The sequence below is a fragment of the Streptomyces umbrinus genome, from assembly GCF_030817415.1.
Classification (GTDB): domain Bacteria; phylum Actinomycetota; class Actinomycetes; order Streptomycetales; family Streptomycetaceae; genus Streptomyces; species Streptomyces umbrinus_A.
On record NZ_JAUSZI010000002.1, the window covers coordinates 799096 to 821735 of the forward strand.

The window sequence follows — 22640 nt, forward strand, 5'->3', positions numbered from 1 at the left end:
GGCTTCCATGTCACCTCGGGCGGAGGGGGGTCCGAGTCAGTCGGCTCCTCTGCCCGTCGGCACGTACGACAGGCAGCCTCACGCCGAAGACCATGCCTGCCCCCGGAGTGCTGTGGACCGTGACCGTCCCGTCGTGGGCGTGGGTGAGCTGGCGGACGATGGCCAGGCCGAGCCCACTGCCGCCGGTGGACCGGCTGCGGGATTTCTCCGCTCGCCAGAAACGGTCGAAGACATACGGCAGTTCCTCCGGCTCGATGCCATGGCCGGTGTCCCTGACCTCGATGGTCACCCCGGACTCCGCGCCGACCGCGCGCAGTTCGACACTGCCCCGGGCCGCCGTGTGCCGCACCGCGTTCGACACCAGGTTGCCGATCATCTGGCGGATGCGTACGGGATCGGCGTACAGCTTCGGATCGTCGTCCGTGCGGACGGTGAGGATTACTCCGGCCGCGTCCGCCGCAGCACTGTGTGCTGTCGCCACCTGGTGGAGGAGGTCCCGTACGAAGACATCCTCGCGGTGCAGCCGCAGCACACCCGCGTCGGCTGCGGCGAAGCCCTGCAAGTCGTCGATGAGGTGCTGCAGTTGCAGCGCCTCCTCCAGGAGCGAGGTGGTGAACTCGTCGTCGGACTCAGCGACTCCGTCCTCCGCGGCCTCCAGCCAGACCCGGATGTTGTTGAGCGGGCTGTGAAGCTCATGGGCGATGTCGCTGACCATCGCCTTGCGCTGTTCCTGGGCCTCGCGGGAGTCGCGCTGCTGGTGGGCGGGATCGGGGTGGCCAACACGATGGTGGTCTCGGTGCTGGAAACGGCGCCAAGAGATCGGGCTGCGTCGCGCCCTGGGTGCGAGCCGGGGGCAGATCCGCGGTCAGTTCCTGACGGAGTCGGTCGTCCTGTCCACGCTGGGCGGACCGGCGGGCACGGTCATCGGCGTCCTCGCCACGGTCGGCTACGCGTCCTGGCACGACTGGCCTCCGGTCGTCCCCGTCTCGGCTGTGCTGAGCGGCGTGGGAGGTGCCGTGGTGATCGGGGTGGTGGCCGGCGTCTACCCCTCGGTCCGAGCGGCCCGGCTCACCCCTACGGAGGCCCTGGCCACCGTCCAGCGGCTCGTCACGTCCGGACAGACATCTGTATGGCAGAGGCGAGCAGTGCCAGCTTGTCGGCGTTGTCAGTGCCGGGGTCCGGATGGTAGACGACGAGCATCTGGCCTGCCGTGCCGCCGATGGCCAGCCTCTCCCGGTTCAGCTGCAGGCCACCGACCTGAGGGTGGTCGATGTGCTTGGGTGCGCCTTCGCATGCCTCTACGTCGTGGCGAGCCCAGAGCCGGCTGAAGCGGGGGCTGGCAAGGCAGAGTTCGCCGACGAGCTCGATGAATCGCGGGTCGTCCGTGTCGGTGCCGACGGACTCGCGGAAGCCCGCGACCATGCCCACGGTGGCGTTCTCCCAGTCCGGATAGAGGGCCTGTTCGGCAGGGTCGAGAAACACGTCCCGCAGCCGGTTGGCTCCCGCCACGAGACGCGGGGACAGGGCGGTCGCCAGGGCGTTGGCGGCGAGTACGTCGAAGTAGCGGCCCTCGACCGTGGCGGGCAGCGGGAGCATGGCGACGAGGCCGGCGATGCCCGGAGGAACGATCTCCTTCCGGCGTCGGCGTTGGCGCCGTCGGGGTTTGTCGGCGCCGAGGCGCAGCAGGTATGCCGTCGCGTCGTCGTCGAGCCGCAACACGCGGGCGAGGGACTCGAGGACCTGTACGGAGGGGTTGCGGTCGCGGCCCTGTTCCAGGCGCAGGTAGTAGTCGACGCTGATACCGGCGAGCATCGCGACCTCTTCCCGGCGCAGACCCGGTACGCGCCGTACCCCCATGACGGGGATACCGACCTGTTCGGGAGTGACGAGCTCACGGCGGGCGCGCACGTAATCGCCAAGCAGGTTCGGTCCGTCGGTCATCTCTCCACTGTAATCTGCCCGGCTGCGCGCGTGCCTGGTCCTGTCACCCCCAGGATCGCGGGGGCCCTGGCCCGGTCGGAGGCTGGACGGCAGCGTGGCCGGCGGCCCACGTCATCGCCCGCCTGCAGCGCGGACAAGCACAGCAAGGAGCAAACATGTCGACGTATCTGCTGATTCATGGTGCCTGGCACAGTGGAGAGTGCTGGCAGCGGGTGGTTCCGTTGCTGGCGTCGGCCGGGCATCAGGTGCTCACGCCGTCGCTGACCGGCTACGGCGACAAGGCGCACCTGCTCGGCCCCGAGGTGGGCCTTGACACCCATGTCGACGACATCGTCAAGCTGATCGTCGAGGAGGACCTCACCGAGGTGACCCTCGTGGGGCACAGCTACGCCGGGCTGGTCATCTCGTCCGCGGCCAACCAGGTCCCGGACCGGATCGCGCGTCTGGTCTACCTCGATGCGATGGTGCCGGAGGACGGCGAGAGCGCGGCCGATGTCCTGCCCGTGACCCAGGCCCTGATCGACCTCGCCGTGAAGTCCGACAGTGGCTGGCGGGTTCCGCCACTGCCCGAACTGCCCCCGCCCTCGGGTCTGTTCGGGGTCACCGACCCGGCGGACGTCGCTTGGCTGCGCACGATGCTGTCGGACCAGCCGGTGCGCTGCCTCCAACAACCGGTCCGACTCGACAACCCGGCCGTGAACGCGGTCCCGCGGACCCACATCCACTGCACTGTCGGCAAGCCGGACGGCTTCGACCGGCGTCCCGTTCCCGCGACACAGCCCAACGGCGCCCCAGCAGAGGTGTGGGAACTGGCGACCGGCCACGACTGCATGGTCACCATGCCGGTCGAACTCGCCGAACTGCTGCTCAAGCTCGGCTGACCCACTCACCTTTACGGGTCAGGTCGTCCCGGTTCGGGAGCGGAGCATTCGCCGTACCGTGTCCGAGCGTTCCAGGATGGTGTTGCGGACCACCGGGGCCGCGTCGTGGGACGCCTTCTGGGCCTCCTCGATGTACGTGGGGTCGATGGCATGCGGTGGGAAGAGCTGGCCTGCGAAGACCATCGCCGGGATCATCCCGCCTCGATGCAGGTGCGGGATCGAGTCCAAGTAGCGCTGTGTGTAGGGCGTCAACAGGGCATCCTGGTCGGGGCGCCAGAACGCCGCCGCCACCTGGCCGACCGAGTTGACGGGCACCGCACGGTCCACCGCCAGCTTCTGCCAGACCTCTGCCTTCGCGGCGGGGTCCGGCAGGGCTGCCCGTACGGTGAGGGCGCGGACCCAGGCGTCGGGGTCCGGGTCGCGTTCCAGCAGGAGTGCACTCTCCGACGAGACGTCCCCGCCCAGTTCAGCCTCGCGGACCAGCGCTCGCCAGAGCAGGTCCACGTCGTCGCCGGCCTGTTCGCGGAGCCACGCCAGGTCGTCCGGTTTCGTCGCGGTGCGGGCCAGTCCGCGCAGGGCGACCTGGCGACGGCCGGGATCCGCAGCGAGGCGCCTGCAGGCCTCCGCCACCGCCGCCGTCAGTCCCGCGCGTTCGCCTTCCGGTGCCCACAGTTCGGCGATGGTCGCGGCGAGGGTCAGATAAGGCTCGATCACGGCATCGGACGTCTCTGCCGTGAGGACGGCGGTGATGCACCGCCCGGCTTCCGCCGCCGTGGCCTCGCCGGTGGTCAGCATGTCCCACACGGTCGCCGTGGCCACGCCCCGAGAGATGGCAGTGGGCAGTTGTGCGGCCGCGCGGAAGAAGGCGTCCCTGGTCGCGGGGTCGGGACGGGTCGTGGCGAAGGTCAGGTCCTCGTCGTTGATCAGCAGAACGTCGAGGTCGGCCTCGGCCGGGAGGCCGGTGACCGGAGTGCGGGTCTGCGTGACCTCGACGCGCACGAGCGCCCTGCGTTCCAGGACTTCGCCGCTCGTGTCGTTGTTCCTGCCGTTGCTGCCGTTCCCGCCGTTCCGGCTGTACGCGCCCACCGCCAGGACCTGCGGACGCGGAAAGTCGGCCGCCACCAACGTGACGGTGTCGCCGTCGCGTTCCAGTGAGAAGCGGTCGGTGCCCGCCGTCGCGAGCCAGGCACTCCGCCAGCTGTCCAGGTCCCGCCCACTGGCCTCGGAGAGGGCGTCGATCAGGTCCTGGAGACTGGCGCTGCCCCACGCGTGACGCGCGAAGTAGGCGGTCATGCCGGCCCTGAAGCGCTCTTCGCCGACATACGTCATGAGCTGCTGGAGGACGGAAGCGCCCTTGGGATACGTGATGTTGTCGAAGATCGACGCGGCCTGGGCGACGTCGTGGATGGGCTGGTGGATCGGGTGCGAGACGGGGCCTTGGTCGGAGAGGTACGCCTTGAGTTTGTCGCCCGCCAGGTGGCCCGCCCACGCGTCGGTGTAGCGGGTGGCGCGCTCGGCGGCCCAGTGGCAGGCGAACTCCGCGAACGCCTCGTTCAGCCAGAGGTCGTCCCACCAGCGCATCGTGACGATGTTGCCGAACCACATGTGCGCCATCTCGTGCAGCAGCACCTTCGCGAGCAGCTCGCTCTCGGCGGGCGTCGGCGTGGCCCGCCGCAGGAACGCGTCCGACCAGGTCACACAGGCGTAGTTCTCCATCGCCCCGCCGAACTCGGGCACGAACACCTGGTCGTACTTGCGCTGCGGGAACGGCATCGCGAAGACCTCGCCGAAGAAGGCGAGGCCCTGACGGGTGAGGGTGAAGAGCTCGTCCGCGTCACGCTCGAGAATCGGAGCGAGTGAGCGGCGGGCGTAGATGCCCAGGTCGTGGCCGTCGGCCTCGCGGCGGATCTCGTGGAAGGGGCCCGCGTTGACGACGGTGTTGTACGTCGACAGCGGCGGGGTGTCCGGGAAGGTCCAGCGGCGTGCCGATTCCAGTTGCTCGATGCGCGGGTCCCCGGAGTTGCTGGTGACGGTCCACACGGGCGGGGCCGTGACGGTGAAGGCGTGCGGTGCCTTGAGGTCGGGCTGGTCGAAACACGCCCAGACGAAGCGGGCCTCGTCCGGTTCGAAACTCATCCACACGTAGACCTCGCCGTCCGCGGGGTCGATCGCCCTGTGCACGCCCTGGCCCGTGGTCGTGTCGGCCTGGACGCTCTCCACGCGCAGAACGTTGTGCCCGGCAAGCGCGGGCAGAGCTATCCGGCCGTCCCCGGTGGAGGTGAGGGGGCTGCCGTTCAGCGTGGCGCTCCGCACCTCCGCCGCACAGTCCACGAAGCTCTCCGCGCCGGGCTCACGGCAGCTGAAGGCCACGGTGGAAACACACCGGATCTCCGGCCCGTCGGCCAGACCGCTGAGGTCGATGTCCACGTCGTACCGCTCGACCTCCAACAACGCACCCCGGCGCTCGGCTTCGGTACGGGTCAGGCTCCGGATCTCCATGCGTCCTCCCTCGTCAGACAGCGGCGTCAGCGTACGACGGAGGGCGGCTGCGGGCGCAGGGATTTTGGCGTGCCGAACGGGCTTCGAGTTCCCTGCGGAAGCCGTTGGCCACACCTGCTCGGGACCGCTGACGTACTCAACTCACCAACTCCGGCGCGAAGTAGTCACGCAGCCGGGCGATCTTCCCGTCACGGATGCGGAAGATCTGTACCAGGGAGACAGTCACGTCCTCTCCGTCTCCGTCGAAGACCGTGTCGATCTCGGCGATGAAGACATCGGGGCTGGAGGTGGTGTGCAGCACGTACCCGGACTTCTCGAAGTTCGGCGAGCTGCCGTCCTTCGTGGGCTGTTCGTAGTACGCCGCCATGGCGGTCCGGATTTCCTCCCGGCCGACCATCCGCCTGGGGAAGGCGGCACCGGCAGGCACGAGCGGTGCCTCAAAGACGCCGTCCTCGGTGAAGCTCTCGGCCAGGGCATCGGCATTCCGGCTCACGGTGCCGGCGTAGATGTAACTCTCGAAGATCTCCTGGGGCGTTCTGGACACGGGGACCTCCCTGGGCGCGGACACGAAGGACCACATCACCACAGCGACGCTCGCGGGAACGTGGTTTCCGCGAACGTTCACCTCCCGCTCAATGGCCGGCCGGTCCGATCAGAGTCTTCCGGCACGGTTGAGTGCGTCTTCAGCCTGCGTGGCCAGGGTGGTGACGAGATCAGCTGCGGATGGCAGGTCGGTGATGAGGTCGACCGCCTCGCCGGCCCACATCGGCAGCGAGGGGATCTCCCCCTGCGCCACGTCGTGTTGGTAGTCCTGCATGGCCCTGGGATCCGCGGCGAGTTCGGCTTCCCTGCCCCGCCACCGGTCGAGGTAGCGGTGGCCCAGGGTCCGAGCGGTGTACTTCGACGGCCACCGGGAGCCTCGGGCGATGTCGAGCACCCGGTTGCGCTCGGTGTCCTCGCTATGTCCCTCGACGATCGCCTTGGCGGTCGAGGGATCCACCAGTGCCTCGGCCGTGGCTTGGAAGCGTGTGCCGACGAGCGCCCCCGCCGCGCCCAGCGCCAGGGCTGCCGCCACCCCGCGGCCGTCGGCGATCCCGCCTGCCGCCAGTACCGGCACGGGGTCCGCAAGATCCACCACGACCGGCACGAACGGCAAGGTGGAACGCCCTTGTCGAGCCCCATGCCCACCGCTCTCGGTACCCTGCGCCACGATGACATCGGCACCCAGGTCAACCGCCTGCCTGGTCTCTTCCAGATCGGTCACCTGAATGATCAGCACCGTGTCCGCCGCGCGGATGCGCTCAACGAACGGGCTCGGGTCCCCGAAGGACAACATCACTGCCCTGGGCCGGTGTTCAAGCGCCCGCTCGATCGCGTCGGCGTCGATCCGCCAGGTCAGGAATCCGATGCCCCACGACCTCCCGCCGGCCTCCGCGATGAGCGGCAGCTCGCGGGCCAGCCACTCCGGGTCCCCGTTCGCGGAGCCCAGCATCCCGAGCCCGCCGCCACGAGACACGGCCGCCGCCAGCGCACCACCGGCCGATCCGCCCATCGGCGCCAGCGCGATCGGGTGCTGCACACCGAGCAACTCCGTGAACCGCGTCGACAGTCCCATAGCCGTCTTCATCCCCCTCAACTCGCTTCCACGAACGTCACTTGCTGTGGAGTGGGCGGAGTGGATATGACTGGCTCCGTCACGCACCCAGTCGTTAGCCTCGGCCCCCATGAACCAGCGGCAGCGGAAGAAGCTCTCCCGCCAACTCTTCGCAGCGATTCTGGCGGGTGACACCGCCCGCGTGCAGGCGGCGCTGCGGGCCGGAGCCGACCCGGAGCAAGGAGACAGCGAGGGCACCACCCCTCTGTACGTGGCATCCGTGAACGGAGAAGCACAGATCGCCCGCCTGCTCCTGACGGCCGGAGCCGCCCCTGACGCCGAGAGCAGCGGACTCGGCTCGGACGGCACGCCGTTGTGCGCGGCCGCATGCTGGGGGCACACCGACACAGTGCGCGAACTATTGGCGCACGGCGCCGATCCGAACCTTCATGAAGACCACGGCTCAGGCCGCTCCCCGCTGCACTGGGCGAACATCGGCCCCCACCTCGAGACGGCCGAACTCCTCAGGAGAGCGGGAGCGGCAGACACGTAGCCCCGCCGCCGACGGACCGACTCGGCTCGGTGCACTTGCCGCCCGGCCCCGTTACCGTCACGGGATGGAAAGAATCTCCGAGCAGACCCTGGTCCCTGCCGACGCGGACAGCACCTGGCGGCTGATCACCGACCCGCAGTACTTCCAGCAGTGGTACGCGTTCGGGGGCGCCGAGATCGAGCTGGTGGCCGGTGGCGCGATGGTCCTACGGTGGGACGAGCACGGCAGCTTTCGCGCCACGGTGGTGGCTGTGGAACCCGGCCGCCGTTTCGCCTTCCGATGGCTGCCGGAGCCGGGCGACCTTGTCGAGATCACATTCTCGCCGGAAGGCACCGGCACGCTGGTACGGATCAGCGAGAGCGGCGCGCTGGAAGACGCCGCCACCAGCGCCATGGCCTGGCGGAACTCACTCTCACTGCTGGCGAAGCTCGCCCAGGCGTAGGACTCGATACGGAGTGGGCGACGGTCCCCACCGGCGTCCGCACCCGTCGGCGTCCTCGGGTCGCACGAGCAACGTGTGGAGCATGACCGCGTCACGTGGAGATGACTTCCCTGGACATCGATCGGGCTCCTGTTGGGAAGGCTCCCGCTCAACTTGGCCATCACCTGGGCCACCAGCCGGTCAAGGATCCGCTTGTCCGGTGTGGCGCTTTCAGACCGCACTACGCAGGTGGGGGCTCAGACACCGTCACGTGAGTGGCGGCGCGTGTCAGTTCCGGGCGGCTGAGGACGTCGGTGCTGTCGATGAACTGGTCCACAGCACCGACCGTCGGCAGGGAGCCAATCGTCGGGTCGGTGATGCGGGCGATCAGCGCCTCGGTGAAGCGTTCGGCGTGCAGCACCTGGAATGGTCTGCTGTGGTAGGGCCGCGTGGTGGGGTCGACGGGGTCGGTGACGCCGAGTTGGTTGTGCATGGCCGCGATGGCCTCGTAAGCGCGGGTCAGGTGGTGCTCGCGGATGTGCCAGTCGGTGGCGGCGTGGGCCGCGGTGAGGACCGGGGCGAGGGAGGACGCTTGAGGAAGGCGGGCGAAGGCGCTGCCGAGCCACTTGCTGTAGGGCGGATAGCGACGGTCCATGAGCAGGCAGAGCCGCATCACATCGCGCACCAGGCGGCCGGTGACGACGGCGGAGCCGAGTTCGTCGCCCACTTCACCGCAACGGCCGACGAAGGCTTCCTCCTGGGAGATGCGCTGCCACTGGCAGGCGAGTACGTAGAGCCAGAGATCGTGGGGGTACCAGTCGAGGGCTGCGCGCGCCGTCGCGAGCCGGCCGAGTCCGTCGTGGAAGACGGCACCGCCGGTGGCCTCGGCAAGCAGTTGAGTGGGCGTGGCCAGCCAGTCCGCGAGTGTGACGTCCTTGCGCGGGTCGAAGCCCAGTTGCGCGGTGAACCAGGCGCCCGGATCCGTGACTTCGACGCGGTGACGGACCGGCCCGTCGGTCGTCTGCATGACCCCGATGCCCGCTTCTCCGGCCACTGCGAAGTGCGTCGGATAGCCGCGGAAGGTCTTCGGCAGGCGTTCGGAGAGCAGTTCCGTGATCGTCGCGCCATGACGGGTCACGTCCTGCGGGTGCAAGAAGAGCTGGAGGCGGGGGCCCCACTCGTGGTCGGCCGAGCGGGCGGTGTCGAATCCGAGGACTTCCGAGCCGCTGCCCAGCCGGGCGGCGGAGTGCGCAGTTCCGGGGACGACTTCGTCCAGCAGGGGCCGTACAGCTTCGAAGTAGAAGTGGCGGGAGAGTTCCAGTCCGGGGATGAAGGACGGCTTGGTCATGCCGTGGAGGGTGCCGGATCGGCGTGCGGTCGGTCGAAGGCTTTTCCCACGTCGAGCGGGCGCGGCCGACTGCGCGTAACTGGCGGGCATTGCGGCCCAACCGTATGCGCAGTCGCAGGCAGTACATGCAGCCCGGCCGCCAGAAGACGACCGATCGGCCGTCGACCGCGCTGCGGCGCATGACGACTCGGGCCATCGAGCCGGAATGGGGCCGTTCCTGGGCGTCAGCCACTTTCCCGTATGGCGGCGCCTCGGGCACGCCGCGCGGGTGCCCGGCGGGTCGCGGGATTACCGTCGGCGGCATGGACGGTGATCTCCGAGGGTGGCGCCAGTGTTTGCTGAGCGGGGCGGTGTTCGCCGTGTGCATGGCCGGCACCACGCTGCCGACCCCTCTCTACAGCCTCTACCAGGAGAAGTTCGGGTTCTCCGAGCTGACGGTGACCGTCGTGTACGCCGTGTACGCCTTCGGGGTCATCGCCATGCTGCTGCTGACGGGCAACGTCTCGGATGCCGTGGGCAGGCGGCCTGTGCTGCTCTGGGGCCTGGGGTTCGCGGCGGCCAGCGCCGTCTGCTTCCTGTGCGCCACCGGGCTGGGCTGGCTGTATGTGGGGCGGTTGTTCTCGGGACTGTCCGCCGGTCTCTTCACCGGGGCTGCCACGGTGTACGTGATCGAGCTGGCACCGGACGGCGGTGCGTCCCGGGCCACGTTCGTGGCGACCGCCGCCAACATGGGCGGTCTGGGCTGCGGTCCGCTGCTCGCCGGAATCCTCGCTCAGTACGCCCCCTGGCCGCTGTACCTGCCGTTCGTCGTGCACCTCGCGCTGGTGACCGGCTCGGCCGCCGTCCTGCTGTGGCTGCCGGAGGCCGTCCGCGAGCGGCGGCCGCTGAGCACGGTACGGCCACAGCGGCCCGGTGTGCCCCCACAGGTGCGGAAGGTGTTCGGGCCTGCGGCGGTCGCCTCGTTCGTGGGGTTCGCGCTGTTCGGGGTGTTCACGTCGGTCAGCCCGGCGTTCCTCGCGGAGTCCCTGGACGTGGACAACCACGCCGTGAGCGGGCTTGTCGTCGCGCTCGCCTTCTTCTCCTCGACCGCAGGGCAACTGGTGGTCGGCCGGGTCGGGTTGGAACGATCGCTGCCGCTGGGCTGCGCCGGGCTCCTCGCCGGACTGGCGCTGCTCGCGGGCGCGCTGCACTGGGACCTGCTCTCGCTGGTGGTGCTGAGCGCGATCGTCGGTGGAGTCGGGCAGGGCCTGGCCTTTCGCGGGGCGCTGTCCGCGGTGGCCCAGGCGTCTCCCACGGACCGCCGCGCGTCGGTGATCTCGACGCTGTTCGTGGTGGCCTACGCGGGCATCTCGGTGCCGGTGATCGGTGTGGGAGTACTCACGGGTCCGATCGGCCTGGAGGGCGCCGGGCTGGTGTTCATCGCCTGTATGGCCGTCCTGGTCTCGACCGCGGGCGTCTACTTGCTCCGGCGTCCGGTGCGAACGAGCGCGTGAGGTGTGGGCTCCTCCCCGGGGTGCTGCGGCAAGCGTCAGTTCTCGGCGTGGGGGTGGGAGGCGAACTGGTCGAGCAGGCCCTCCAGAGCGTTGTCTCCGAACATCATCTCCAGGCCGGCGGCGGAGTCGGTGGCGGACGCCTCGCTACGAGGGAAGAGTTCCTGTTCGTAGGCGGTGAGGGCGGACTCGCTGTCGCCGGGGTGGTCGTCGATCGCCCGGCCGAGCCGGGCACCGTCGAGCATGGCCAGGTTGGCTCCCTCGCCCGCGAAGGGGGACATCAGGTGCGCGGCGTCACCGAGGAGGGTGATGCCGACGTGGTGGTCCCAGCGGTGGCCGACGGGCAGGGCGTGGATCCGGCGAGGTACCGCGGGGCCGTCGGCGTCGGCGACCAGCGCGCGCAGGTCTTCGTGCCAACTCGTCGACGTCGAAATCCACGAGCCACTCCGGTCCCAGACCAGGCAGGATGCCCTCCGTGAACCACGTCCTGTGCGGGCTCGCCGCCAATGCGGCCCTGCCGTCCGAGTTGGTCGACCGGCTGATCGCGGTCGCGGACACCGACATCGCCGCGGACCTCGCCGGTCGCGCGGACCTCAGCCATGCTCAGGCGATTGCATTGGTATCGCGCGTCGAGGAGAGCGCAGGGCGGCTTGCGTACGAGGGCCGGCTGACCGCCACCGACATCGATCCCGCGGCGCAGCCACACGCTGCCCTCGCCCTGCTCCATGAAGGCGTCGGCAGACCGGAGTGGGCGCGCCTGCTCGCGGCAGATCCGGTCGCTGTGCACCGGGAGAAGCTGGCTGCCTGTCCCAGCCTCCCGTCCGATGTGGTGAAGTCACTTGCCGCGGACCCGGACGTACGCGTCGTCGCGGAGCTCGCGCTGTATGCCGCGCCGGACATGGCAGCCAGGCTTGCGCAGCATCCGCATGCCGAGGTCCGCCGCGCGGTCGCGGCAAACGAGGCAACACCGTCGGCCGTACTGGCGGCGCTGATATCCGGCGAAGGGCTGGCGCCCGCGCGGCGGTGTCTGGTCTGCGACCGCGAAAAGACGCCGTTCGTGCATGATCCTGAATGCGCCCGGCTCGACTGCGATCTACTGCCGGGCGCCTCCTGCGACGGCTCCCACGAGTCCACCATGCATGACATGCAGCATGCGGCTCTGCGGAACCCTGCCACACCAACCGAGGCCGTCATCGGCTTCGCCGGCCATCCGTCGACGCTGCTTCGCTGGGCACTGGCGGCCCGCCCGGACCTGCCTTCCGAGGTGTGCGGACGACTCGCCGTGGACGGCACTCCCGGCGTACGAGCCGACCTCGCCGAGAATCCCGCGATCGACGAAGCCCTGATCCGCGTACTGGCCGGCGACCAGGGCCACGAAGTACGGCGCAGGCTCGCACACAACCCGCACGTACCGCTCGATGTGCTCACCGACCTGGCCGACACTGCCAAGATCGGTGCCACCCTGCTGCCGCGGATCGCCGCCGCCGCACCCATGGAGGTCGAGGAACTGGCCAAGTCACCGAACCCTGCCGTACGGATGCTCCTGGCCCAACGACGTGATCTGCCGACCGAGATTCGTGACGCGTTGGCCACCGACCCTGACGCGAAAGTGGTCAAGTCCATCGCCGGGCACCCGGGGCTCTCCGAAGCGCGGTTGCGCACCATGGTCGACCGGCACGGATCCCGGGTCCTTGCCAAGGTGGCGGCCAATCCGGACACGGCTCCGGCGCTACTGGAGGACCTGGCCCAGCACCAACCACCGGTGCAGAAGGCACTGCGCGAGGTCGCCCGGCATCGCAATGCGACCGCCCCGGCGCTGCTCGCCTGCTTGGCAGACAAAAGGGCGAGGCCCATCGCCGCCGGCCACCCGGCGCTCCCGCCGCCGGTGATCGTGGACCTCCTCACCGACACCGACTGGCGGGTGGTCGAAGCGGCTGCCGCCAACCCGTCGCTGCCGCCTGCGGTGATGTCGGACCTGGTGCCCCGACCGTAACTGCCTTGCCCGCCAAGGGAATCGCTCAGCCCGCTGGCTCATGCGCCGATCTGCCGATTGAAATCGGCCTCGATGAATTCAGTTGCCACGGTCCCCGATGTGTTCGGGCAATGTGAGGGCTGTGTGGGCCGGGCGCCCGGCTTTTGGTGGCAGAGCGGTGAGACCACGAAGCCTTTTGTTGCGCCTTTCAAGGGCCTCGGCCGTCGTGGGGAAGAGCGCCGCGTCGCGTTCACCCACCTGTGCCTGGTTCAGTTCGACGAATCCGCGGATGTCGCGTTCGTAGGCGGCGAAGGCCACGGTGTGGTCGCGTTGGGCGGCCAGCGAGCGGGCGAGCATGTAGGCGCCGACGAGGGCGAGGCTGGAGCCTTGCCCGGTCAGGAACGAGGGGGCGTAGGCGGCATCGCCGAGGAACGCGACCCGGCCGCTGGACCAGCACGGCATGTGGACTTGGCTCACGGTGTCGAAGAACGAATCGTTGGCGTGGCGCATGGCGGCGACCATGGCCGGGATTTCCCATCCGTCGTCGGCGAAGGTGGTGGCAACGAGATCACGTTGTGCCTCGGAGTCGCGGAGGACCTCGTGCGGTTGCTCGGGTTGAGCGAAGTTGAGGAATGCGTGCAGCTCGTTGCCGTCCTTGACCGCGTAGAGCGCCGCGGCCCTTCCGGGGGTGTTCCAGATGAGTGCTTCATGGGAGAGGCCCAGCGTGTTGGGCATGGTGAAGATGGCGAAGCAGTACCCGAGGTAGCGGTGGAATTGCTGCTCGGGGCCGAATACGAGCTCCCGGGTCCGCGAGTGCAGTCCGTCCGCGCCCAGAACCAGGTCGAAACTGCGTTGGACGCCGCTGCGGAAGATGACGTCGACACCGTGCTCGTGTTCCTTGAGCGCATTGATGGAGTCGTCGAACACGAACTCCACCTCGTCACGGACGGCCCCGTACAGGACTTCCGCCAAGTCCCCGCGAGGCACCTCGACATCATGTCCCTCGACGCCGCCGACCACCGCCTGCGGATGAACCACCGCCACCGCACTGCCGTCGGCATCGAGGAAGGTCAACCGGCGTGACTCGATATGCGCTTTCTGGAGCTGCGGCAGGATTCCCATCCGGCGAGCGACCTCAACCGCCGTGCCACGTACGTCGATCGGGTAGCCACCACCCCGCAGCCCGGTGGACCTCTCCACCACCGTCACCGTGAATCCGTACCGTTGCAGCCAGAACGCCACGGCCGGACCCGCGATGCTCGCGCCGGAGACCAGGACCGTACCTTTCGATGCAGTTCCTATGTTCATTCGTCAACTCCCAGTCCGTTATGAGGAATTCGAAGACCAACTCGGATTACGTGTACGCGAGGAGACTTTCGGCTTCTGCCGACCCCTTCAGAGGTCGATCACACCGCTTCCCGCTCCAGGTCGGGCGCCGGCATGATGCGGCTGCGGCGTGTGCTTCGTACGAGCATGACGACCAGCACCGCGGCGATTGCGAACGCGCCGGAAGCGATCGCGATGTAGCTGAATACGCCGGTGGCCGAGTTCGTTGTCTCGCCTTCGACCACGACGGCGGTCGACTTGAGAACGGCCGCGCCCACGAAGTTCAGGACCACCGACCCGATCGACACCATGACCATGACCAGGCTGGACACGATGCCCTGCCGTTCGGCGGACGCCAGGCTGCCCGCCATGTTGAAGCCGGATGTGCCGAGCGCTCCGACCGTGACACCGAGCAGGAATGCGCAGCAGAGCGCGACGGCAAGCTGGGAGGCCCCGAGGAACATCCCGATGGTCACCACCGTTCCGAGCATGACTGTCCCGGCCAGCGTCGAGGCCGGTCCGATGCGTGCGCCAAGCCATCCGGCAACCGGACCTCCGAGCATGACTCCGAGTCCGGGCGCCGCGAGCAACTGTGCGACTGATCCCTGGTCGGCCAGTCCGTACCCGAGTTGCTGATCCGCCGAGACGTCACCGATGAGAGGAATGAGCTGAAGCATGCTCTGGTACGAACCGGCTCCGAGGAAGACGACGAGGAGCATGAGCACCAGTGGCCCATCGAGGTCCCTGACATCGATCAGGGGGTCGGGCTTCCGGCTCGAGACCAGGAACCACCTGACCAGTGCCGCGACGCCGCCGACGAGGAGAGCCAGCGGGCCGGCGGCGAGCCAACCGAGGTCCGAGCCGAGGCTGACATAGCTGAGTACCCCGGCGAGACCTCCGCCGAGAAGGAGGGCACCGGCGACGTCGATCTTGCCTGGCGTCTTGACCAGGGATTCGGGAATCACCTTCCGCACGCAGATCGCCATCGCGGCCCCGACGAGGGCCGACAGGAGGAACAGGATCTGGAAGCCGAACTCCGTGGCCAGTTTCTCGATGAGGAAACGCGACGCGATGTTGAGCACCGCGGAGCTGGAGGTGACGATGCCCACGACGATCATCGCGATGCGGGGTGCGCAGACACCTCGAACGATCGCGACGGAGAGGAACACCGCGGCCAGAGACGCTCCTTGAAGCATGCGCCCTGGCACGAACACCCAGAGGCTGGGGGCCACCGCGCACAAGAGGGCGCCCGCGCAGCTGAGGAGCAAGGCCACCACGAGCACCCTGCGCTTGCCGTAGATGTCGGCACTCTTTCCGAGCAGGGGTGCCCACATCACCCCAGCCAGCATCGCGGTGGCGTTGAGCCACGCCGCCTGGTCGGTACCGAAATGGTCGAGCATCTCCGGGAGGACGAGCAGTGGCGCGGTGATGGCCGAGTCGACCACGAAGTTCACGAGGGCCAGGACAACCACCAGCCCGATGAGCCGCCCGTTCCATCTCGTGTGCAGTCCGGTGTCTGTACTTCCGGTCCTGCTCTGCTGCATTGAGGACTCCTCACTACGGGTTCGTGTCCGTCCACTTCTGCGACGGGTGAAGAGTGCGGGGACGGCTGCGCGCCGGGCGTCATACCGGGGAGCCAATGTGGAGGTGCTACCGCGGTAGGGGGTGGAGGCGGCAAGACCGATGGCTCGGCCTTCCGCGGGGCGGACCTTGGCGTCTCCACACGGCGAGGGGCCTCCTCCAAGCTGCAGAAACGCAGCTCGGAGGAGGCCCCTTCTGCGGAACCGACAGATCTCAGGCCTCGCGGTCGCGCAGTGCCGCGCCGGCCGGGAGGGTTACGGCGAGGAGGCCGAGGGATACCGCGGTCGCGGCGAAAGTGGCGTACAGCAGTGGGGGTATGTGTGGGGACTCGCCCGTCAGGCCGCGCATCATGGGGGTCAGCGTGATCATGGCGATGGTCGTTCCCAGGGCCACGCCCGCCACCGATACCAGCAGGCTCTCCCAGTGGAGCATGCGCAGCACCTGGCGGCGGGTGGAACCGACGAGGCGGAGCGTGGCCAGTTCACGGCGGCGGTCCAGGACCGTCATCACCAGGGTGTTGACGGCGGCGATGACGGCGAAGCCGCCCAGGACGGCGGCCATCGTGTAGTTGGCCCAGGCGCCGAGTTCGCGCTCCACATTCTGCTCGACGGCGTAGCCCGAGGCGTCGGTGACCTCGCCGAGTGCGGCGAGCGGCTTGGCTTCGCCACCGCGTACCAGCAGGGTGCTGTCGAAGGCCGACGTGACGTGGCCGGCCAGGGCCGCGCGCTCCATGGTGACCGCCGCCAGGCCCAGGCCGCGGCCGTAGACCGCGACGACCTCCGGGCGGGCCTCGGTGCCGTCGGGGAGGTAGAGCGGCAGCTTGTCGCCGACCTCGACCTTCGCCGAGGTGGCGAGGGTCTTGTCGATGGCAATACGGCCCGCACCCATGCGGTCCAGGCTGCCGCTGCGTACGTCCAGGTCCTCCACCTTGGCGAGCTGGGCGCCGGAGCCCGAGACGCCCTGGGTCGCCGCCCCCTGCAGTGACGTCTCGCCGCCGGAGTCGACGGGCACGAGCACCTGCGTGTCGAGGAGGCTCACGGCCGCGTCTACGCCGGGAGCGCGGGCGGCCCGGGCGGCGGCGTCGGCGGGCAGGCCCGCCGGGTCCGTGACGACGTGGTCCGCGGTGATGCCGTCGCGGAGCTGTTCCGAGGCGATTCGGCTCTCGCTCGTGTGCATGAAGACGAGCGTCGAGGCGAAGGCCATCGCCAGCACGATCGGGGTGATCGCGGAGGCCAACCGGCGGGCGTTGGTACGGGAGTTGGCGGCGGCCAGCGCCGCCGAGGCGCCGCCGCCGCGCAGCAGCAGGCCAAAGAGTGCCGCGCACAGCCGGGCCACCAGCGGGCCGAGCAGGGCGACGGCGAGCATGAAGAGCATGATGACGCCGAGGGAGGCATTGGCCGCATTGTCACCGGCGGCGGAGGCGGCGACTCCGGAGAAGACCGCGCCGCCGACGAGGGCGCCCAGCCCGAGGACGGTACGGATGACGCCCGGCCGCAGCCGCTCAACCGAGGCTTCGGTGAGCGCCTGCCCCGGCTTGATCTTCGCGGGCCTGCGCCCGGCCATCCAGCCGGAGCCGAGCGCCGCGAGCAGTCCGGTGCCGACGGCGGCGAGCAGCGGGATCCAGGAGACGTGCAGATCGACCGCCTGCGGGATGGCCCCGCGGTCCTTCAGCTGCCCGAACCACCAGCGCGCCAGCGCGATCCCGGGCAGACACCCGACCAGCCCGGCGAGCGGCGCGACGAGCAGCGCCTCCGCGGCGACCGCGCGGCGGATCTGCCGCGGGGTGGCGCCGACGGCTCGTAGCAAGCGCGAACTCGCGAGTGCGCCGGCCGACGGACAGGGCGACCGTGCCGGCCGCGGTGAAGACGGCGACCAGGGTGGCGATCCCGCCGAACTGGCTGCCGAGTCCGAGGAGCGTCTCCTTGGCATACGCCAGGCCCCGCTCCTCGGCTTCGCCGCGACCGTCGCCGGTGTGCACCTGCGCGCCGGAGCCGGCGAGGGACTTCTCGACGGCGGCTGCGAGGGCGCCGGTGTCGGCGCCGCCCGCGGCCAGCAGGGCGATGGCGTCGGCCTTGCCGGGGTGCCCGGCCAGCGCGGGTGCCTCGGCGTCGGCGAACCAGGCCGTGGCGCTGCCATCGGCCGCCGCCCCCGCCACCGCTGTGTCACCCTCCCCGGCCTTGGCCAGCCCGGACATCCGGAAGTCCGTACGGCCGGCCGCCGTTTCGAGCGCGACGGTGTCACCGATGTCGGCCTTCGCGGTACGGGCCGCGGCAGCGTCGAGCACGACCTCGCCCGCGCGCGGCGCGGCGCCCGCGGACAGCGCGGTGCCGGTGAAGGCGTGCGAGCCCCAGCCGTGGCCGGCGAGCGCGCCGTCGCCCTGCCGCACCGGGAAGGTGAAGTCCGGCACCGCGGCCTCGGCACCCGGCGCCCGGGCGGCTTTCGCCGCGAGCCCCACGTCCACGCGGGCGGTGTCCGGCAGCGGGTACACGGTTTCCTCGGGGCCGTCGATGCTGTCGGCGACGACTCGCACGGACTGGTCGGCCGCCACGACGACCGGCGCCTTCGCGTACCGCTGTGCCGGCACCGAGGCGCGGGCGCCCGTCTCCAGCAGGATGCCGCAGGCCGCGACGATCAGCGCCGACATCATCAGCGCGACGAACGTGCCCGCGAACGACGCGGGTTTGAAGCGTACGGCCGCGCGAGCGAGGCCGTTCGGGGCGAAGATCCTCATGCCGCGGCCCCTGCCATCGCGCTCGTACGGCGGGCAAGCATCGTCATCCGCGCCGCGATCTGCTCCGCCGAACCGCGCTCCAGGCCGTCGACGAAGGTGCCGTCGTCGAGGAACAGCACGCTGTCGGCCCAGGCAGCCGCGGTCGGGTCGTGGGTGACCATGACGACGGTGGCGCCGAGGGTGTCCACCGCTCGCCGGAGCAGGCCGAGGACCTCGGCGGCCGTACCGGTGTCGAGGGCGCCGGTGGGCTCGTCGGCGAAGATCACGTCGGGGCTCGTGACCAGGGCGCGGGCGACGGCCACACGCTGCTGCTGGCCGCCGGAGAGCTCGCCGGGCCTGCGCCGCGCCTTGTCGGCGAGTCCGACCTGCGCGAGCACGGCGGCCGCCCGGCGGCGGTCCTGACGCTGACCGGCGAGGCGCAGGGGCAGCAGGACGTTCTGCTCCACGGTCAGCGACGGCAGCAGGTTGAACGCCTGGAACACGAAACCGAGGCGGCTGCGGCGGAGCTCGGTGAGCTTGTTCTCGCTCATGCCGGTGATCTCCGTACCGCCGAGGCGCACGGATCCCGCCGAGGGCCGGTCGAGCCCGGCGGCGCACTGCAGGAAGGTGGACTTGCCGGACCCGGACGGGCCCATGACCGCGGTGAACGTGCCGCGCGGGAGGGCGAGGTCGACGCCGGCGAGGGCGTGCACCGAGCCCGCGCCGCGGCCGTACTGCCGCCGGACACCGCGGAGTTCGACGGCGAGACCGGGTGTGGCGGCCGGAGCCTCCGGTCGGTCGTCCGTCTGCTGCCGCTTGCCGCTGCGTAGCTTCATGTTCCGCCCTCTCGCGATGTTCTCGTGCCGACGAGGAGGAGAGTGCGGGAACGGCTGCGCGCCGGGCGTCATACCCGGGAGCCAATGTGGAGGTGCTACCGCGGTAGGGGGTGGAGGAGGGCCAGGGCCCGCCGGGGGCTACCGCCCGAGGCCCGAGCCCCGGCCTGTCTGCCGTGGGCGGGTGACGGTCCGCCTGCGCCGTCCGGGGTCATGGAGCGAGCCGCCCCCGACTCAGACCCCGACCCGCCCGACACGCCTCAGGGACACCGGCACCAGCAAGTCGGGAGCGCCCACGCGCACCGTGCCACCCCCGGAGCCACAGGCCCCTCCGCTCCGATGGCGACGCGCTCGGCGTCCCGGGGCCTCAGTCCCAGTCGGGCCCGTCCTACTCCCCCGGGGCCACCAGCCCCGATTCGTACGCGAAGACCACCGCCTGGGCGCGGTCGCGCAGGTCGAGCTTGGTGAGGACGCGGCTCACGTGCGTCTTCACCGTCTGCTCGGCCAGCACCAGCGTCTCCGCGATCTCCGAGTTGGACTGGCCTCGGGCCACCAGGGTGAGGACCTCGGTTTCACGTTCCGTCAGTGCCTTGAGCCGCAGCGCGGGCTTGCCTCGGCCCGCGGGACGTTGCCGGGCGAAGTCCGCGATGAGGCGGCGCGTCACGGAGGGGGCGAGCAGCGCGTCGCCCGAGGCCACGACGCGTACCGCCGCGATGAGGTCGGCCGGCGGCGCGTCCTTCAGCAGGAAGCCGCTCGCGCCCGCCCGCAGCGCCTCGTAGACGTAGTCGTCGACGTCGAACGTGGTGAGCATCAGCACGCGTGGCCGGTGCGTCACGCCCGGCGGGGGTGCGAGGAGGCGGCGCGCGGCCTCCAGGCCGTCCATCTCGGGCATACGGACGTCCATCAGTACGACGTCGGGATGGGTGCTCCGGCTCAGCTCGACGCCCTGCGCACCGTTGGGGGCCTCGCCCACCACGTCGATGTCGCTCTGGGCGGCCAGCAGCGCGGCGAAGCCGGCCCGCACCATGGCCTGGTCGTCGACGATGATGACGCGCGTGGTCACGTGAAGTCCTTTTCGGTCAGGGGAAGTTGGGCGGCCACCCGGAAGCCGCCGCCCGGCAGCGGCCCCGCGTCGAGGGTGCCGCCGACGAGCCGCACCCGCTCGCGCATACCGACGAGGCCGTGCCCGGTGCCGCCCTCCTCGAGCGGCGCGGCGGGCGGCTCGGGCGACGGCCCGTTGACCACGAGAACGGTGAGCCGCGCACTGTCCTCCGAACCTGACTCGGACTCGGACTCGGACACGGACTCCGACAACGACACCTGTGTCGGAGCGCCCGGCGCGTGCCGCACGACGTTCGCGAGGGCCTCCTGGACGATGCGGTACGCGGAGAGGCCCACCGCCTCGGGCACGTCGGCGTCGCAAGGGGTGAACTCCACCGGCACGCCAGCCCTTGCCGTCGCCTCCACCAGCTGCCCGATCCGCGTCAGGCCCGGCTGGGGCGCGAGTTCGCCGTTCGCCTCCTCGTTCCGCAGCACGCCGAGGAGCCGTCGCATCTCGCCGAGCGACTCGCGCGAGGTCGCCGCGATGGACGTGAACTCCTCCTGCACGTCCGGCGGGAGCCGTTCCAGGCGGTACGCCGCGGTGTCCGCCTGCACCGTGATGACGGACATGTGGTGCGCCACCACGTCGTGCAGCTCACGCGCGATACGGGCGCGCTCCTCCAGCAGCGTCCGCCGGTCTCGCTCGGCCTCGCTGATCGTCTCCTGCTCGGCCAGCCTGCGCTGCGCGTCGTACCGCTCGCGGAGCGCACCGCCGAGCACGAGTACGACGCCGCTGAGAATGGTGAGCAGTACGTTCATGGCGCTCGCGCCGTTGGGCGCGAAGAACCCCAGGCCGACGTTCGCGGCCGCCGTGGCCAGCCACACCAGCAGCAGCGTTCGGCGCGGCTCGCGGAGGCCGAGGGCGAGGCAGAGACCGACGTATCCGACGATCTCCATGGGCGGGAACGGCCACAGGAGCTGCTCTTTGAAGTCGACGGTGAGCAGGGCGAGCGCTCCGGCCACGTCCGCGGCGAAGATCACGTACCAGGCCTGCAGCGGGCGGACGACGGCGAGCAGCAGTGGTGCCGCCTGCGCGACGGCCAGCGCGCTCGCGATGCCGCCGTTCAGGCCGTAGTCGGCGGTGAGCACCTGGATGGTGGTGGGCAGCAGGGCGACGCTCAGCACGAACGCCACGGCCCACGGCAGCAGCCGTACCCACCGACGCGAAGCCCCCGCGAGCAGCGCGCGCGGGGGTTCCTCCTCCACTGAGGTCATGGGCCCCAGCCTATGTGAGGCGGGACGACGTCAGGAGACGCGCAACTGCCGGGCCGACTTGGCGGAACCGCGGTCACCGAGACCGCCGAACCCGTGAATGGCTCCTGTCGGAGCGCAGCGGTTCTCCCACTTCGTGCATGTGCCGCAGGGCCTGGCGGTAGGAGTCGATGAGGCCGGTCTCCGCGTAGGGGATTCCGAGGTCGCGGCAGTGGGCCTTCACCATGGACTGGGCGAGCCTCAGGTGGGGGCGGGGCATGCTCGGGAACAGGTGGTGCTCGATCTGGTAGTTGAGGCCGCCGAGGAACCAGTCGGTGAGGACGCTGCCCCTGATGTTGCGGGACGTGAGGACCTGGCGTCGCAGGTGTCCCCACTTCTCGCCGTCGGGGTCGGGCATGTCCATCCCCTTGTGGTTGGGCGCGAAGGCCATGCCCAGGTGCAGCCCGAACAGGGCTTGATGGAGCGCCGTGAAGACGAGTGCGTGCGCGAGCGGCATGGTCGTCAGGAGCAGGGTGACGTACCCGGCGATGTGGGCGACGAGGAGCGCGCCCTCCACCAGGCGCTCGCGGCCGCTCTGGCGGCGCAGGTCCTGGAAGCCGTGGAGCTTCAGGGCGAGGCCTTCGAGGAGGGTGAGGGGGAAGAAAAGCCATGCCTGGTGGCGGGTGAGCCAGCCGCGGAGACCCGTGCGGCTGGCGGCCTGCTCGCTGGTGAAGACGAGGACGTCGGCGGCGACGTCTGGGTCCTTGCCGATGTGATTGGGGTTGGCGTGATGGCGGTTGTGCTTGTCGTTCCACCACGCGTAGCTCATACCGAGCAGCAGGTTGCCGTGGACGAGGCCGATGCGGCGGTTCGTGACGCGGTTGCCGCTGATCTGGGCATGGCCCGCGTCGTGGCCGATGAACGCCGTGCGGGCGCACAGAACGGCGAGGACGGGAGCGAGAGCGAGTACCCACCACGAATCGCCGATGAGTGCCATGCCGGTGACGGTGGCGGCCAGACAGAGCACGTTGGTCGCTATGGTGCGCGCGTACCAGCCGGTGCGCCGGTCGAGTAGCTCCTGTTCCTTGACGTCGTGCAGCAGGGGCGTGAACTCGCTGCCCGTGTCCGGTGGGGACTGCCTCGCGGCGGTCTTCTCGGGGTGCGGCAGAGCGGTTTCGCCGGCCAAGGACATGGTTGTA

The 22640-nt window shown here is 70.1% G+C and carries 16 protein-coding genes and 4 pseudogenes; 6 read left to right on the plus strand and 14 right to left on the minus strand.

Annotated elements, in window-relative coordinates:
• Positions 1 to 10 precede the first annotated feature (10 nt).
• A pseudogene (locus QF035_RS04255) lies at positions 11 to 763 on the minus strand (sensor histidine kinase); the annotation flags it as partial.
• On the opposite strand from QF035_RS04255, the pseudogene QF035_RS04260 reads away from it, so the two are divergent.
• Positions 722 to 1094, plus strand: a pseudogene (locus tag QF035_RS04260) (ABC transporter permease); the annotation flags it as partial. The pseudogenes QF035_RS04255 and QF035_RS04260 overlap by 42 nt on opposite strands.
• Positions 1095 to 1107: 13 nt before the next feature.
• Here QF035_RS04260 and QF035_RS04265 read toward each other — a convergent pair.
• Positions 1108 to 1941 carry a helix-turn-helix domain-containing protein gene (locus QF035_RS04265; RefSeq protein WP_307518217.1) on the minus strand — a complete coding sequence of 278 codons (834 nt, stop codon included), beginning with the start codon at positions 1939 to 1941 and terminating at the stop codon, positions 1108 to 1110.
• A 155-nt stretch (positions 1942 to 2096) separates the two neighbouring features.
• Here QF035_RS04265 and QF035_RS04270 point away from each other — a divergent pair, with 155 nt between their 5' ends.
• Positions 2097 to 2822, plus strand: a complete 726-nt coding sequence (locus QF035_RS04270; RefSeq protein WP_307518219.1) for an alpha/beta fold hydrolase — start codon at positions 2097 to 2099, stop codon at positions 2820 to 2822.
• Positions 2823 to 2840: 18 nt separating this feature from the next.
• Here QF035_RS04270 and pepN read toward each other — a convergent pair whose 3' ends face one another.
• From pepN to QF035_RS04285, 3 genes are all read right to left on the minus strand, one after another.
• Positions 2841 to 5321 carry an aminopeptidase N gene (gene pepN, locus QF035_RS04275; RefSeq protein WP_307518220.1) on the minus strand — a complete coding sequence of 827 codons (2481 nt, stop codon included), beginning with the start codon at positions 5319 to 5321 and terminating at the stop codon, positions 2841 to 2843.
• A 136-nt stretch (positions 5322 to 5457) separates the two neighbouring features.
• A complete protein-coding gene (locus QF035_RS04280; protein WP_307518221.1) occupies positions 5458 to 5865 on the minus strand; it encodes a nuclear transport factor 2 family protein in 408 nt (135 codons plus the stop codon).
• Positions 5866 to 5973: 108 nt separating this feature from the next.
• Positions 5974 to 6936, minus strand: coding sequence for an NAD(P)H-dependent flavin oxidoreductase (locus tag QF035_RS04285; protein ID WP_307518223.1), 963 nt, complete (start codon positions 6934 to 6936; stop codon positions 5974 to 5976).
• Positions 6937 to 7045: 109 nt separating this feature from the next.
• Here QF035_RS04285 and QF035_RS04290 point away from each other — a divergent pair, with 109 nt between their 5' ends.
• Together QF035_RS04290 and QF035_RS04295 are read left to right on the plus strand one after the other, a co-directional pair.
• Positions 7046 to 7468 carry an ankyrin repeat domain-containing protein gene (locus QF035_RS04290; protein ID WP_307518224.1) on the plus strand — a complete coding sequence of 141 codons (423 nt, stop codon included), beginning with the start codon at positions 7046 to 7048 and terminating at the stop codon, positions 7466 to 7468.
• A 64-nt stretch (positions 7469 to 7532) separates the two neighbouring features.
• Positions 7533 to 7910: an SRPBCC domain-containing protein gene (locus tag QF035_RS04295; RefSeq protein WP_307518225.1), complete on the plus strand. Its 378-nt coding sequence runs from the start codon at positions 7533 to 7535 to the stop codon at positions 7908 to 7910.
• Between the two features lie 220 nt (positions 7911 to 8130).
• Here QF035_RS04295 and QF035_RS04300 read toward each other — a convergent pair whose 3' ends face one another.
• Positions 8131 to 9237, minus strand: coding sequence for a DUF4037 domain-containing protein (locus QF035_RS04300; protein ID WP_307518227.1), 1107 nt, complete (start codon positions 9235 to 9237; stop codon positions 8131 to 8133).
• A 302-nt stretch (positions 9238 to 9539) separates the two neighbouring features.
• On the opposite strand from QF035_RS04300, the gene QF035_RS04305 reads away from it, so the two are divergent.
• Positions 9540 to 10730 (plus strand): MFS transporter, encoded by a 1191-nt coding sequence (locus tag QF035_RS04305; RefSeq protein WP_307518229.1) that lies wholly within the window; start codon positions 9540 to 9542, stop codon positions 10728 to 10730.
• Between the two features lie 35 nt (positions 10731 to 10765).
• Here QF035_RS04305 and QF035_RS04310 read toward each other — a convergent pair.
• Positions 10766 to 11143: pseudogene (locus tag QF035_RS04310) on the minus strand (FAD-dependent oxidoreductase); the annotation flags it as partial.
• Positions 11144 to 11202: 59 nt separating this feature from the next.
• Here QF035_RS04310 and QF035_RS04315 point away from each other — a divergent pair.
• On the plus strand, positions 11203 to 12720 hold the full coding sequence (locus tag QF035_RS04315) for a hypothetical protein (RefSeq protein WP_307518231.1): 1518 nt from the start codon (positions 11203 to 11205) through the stop codon (positions 12718 to 12720).
• Positions 12721 to 12798: 78 nt separating this feature from the next.
• Here the strand turns inward: QF035_RS04315 and QF035_RS04320 are convergent, their stop codons facing one another.
• The 7 genes and pseudogenes from QF035_RS04320 to QF035_RS04350 form a co-directional block, all read right to left on the minus strand.
• Positions 12799 to 14007 carry an FAD-dependent monooxygenase gene (locus QF035_RS04320; protein WP_307518232.1) on the minus strand — a complete coding sequence of 403 codons (1209 nt, stop codon included), beginning with the start codon at positions 14005 to 14007 and terminating at the stop codon, positions 12799 to 12801.
• 98 nt (positions 14008 to 14105) lie between these two features.
• Positions 14106 to 15569: an MFS transporter gene (locus tag QF035_RS04325; RefSeq protein WP_307518234.1), complete on the minus strand. Its 1464-nt coding sequence runs from the start codon at positions 15567 to 15569 to the stop codon at positions 14106 to 14108.
• A gap of 250 nt (positions 15570 to 15819) precedes the next feature.
• Positions 15820 to 18337, minus strand: a pseudogene (locus tag QF035_RS04330) (FtsX-like permease family protein).
• The gene (locus QF035_RS04335; RefSeq protein WP_307518236.1) at positions 18334 to 19152 is read right to left on the minus strand and encodes an ABC transporter ATP-binding protein; all 819 of its coding nucleotides are present in this window, start codon (positions 19150 to 19152) and stop codon (positions 18334 to 18336) included. Before QF035_RS04335 ends, QF035_RS04330 begins: the two are co-directional and overlap by 4 nt.
• A gap of 385 nt (positions 19153 to 19537) precedes the next feature.
• Positions 19538 to 20212: a response regulator gene (locus QF035_RS04340; RefSeq protein ID WP_307518238.1), complete on the minus strand. Its 675-nt coding sequence runs from the start codon at positions 20210 to 20212 to the stop codon at positions 19538 to 19540.
• Complete coding sequence (locus QF035_RS04345; RefSeq protein ID WP_307518239.1) at positions 20209 to 21465, minus strand: sensor histidine kinase; 1257 nt, start codon at positions 21463 to 21465, stop codon at positions 20209 to 20211. The genes QF035_RS04340 and QF035_RS04345 overlap by 4 nt, the downstream gene beginning before the upstream one ends.
• A gap of 73 nt (positions 21466 to 21538) precedes the next feature.
• Positions 21539 to 22633 (minus strand): fatty acid desaturase family protein, encoded by a 1095-nt coding sequence (locus tag QF035_RS04350; RefSeq protein WP_307518240.1) that lies wholly within the window; start codon positions 22631 to 22633, stop codon positions 21539 to 21541.
• Positions 22634 to 22640 lie beyond the last annotated feature (7 nt).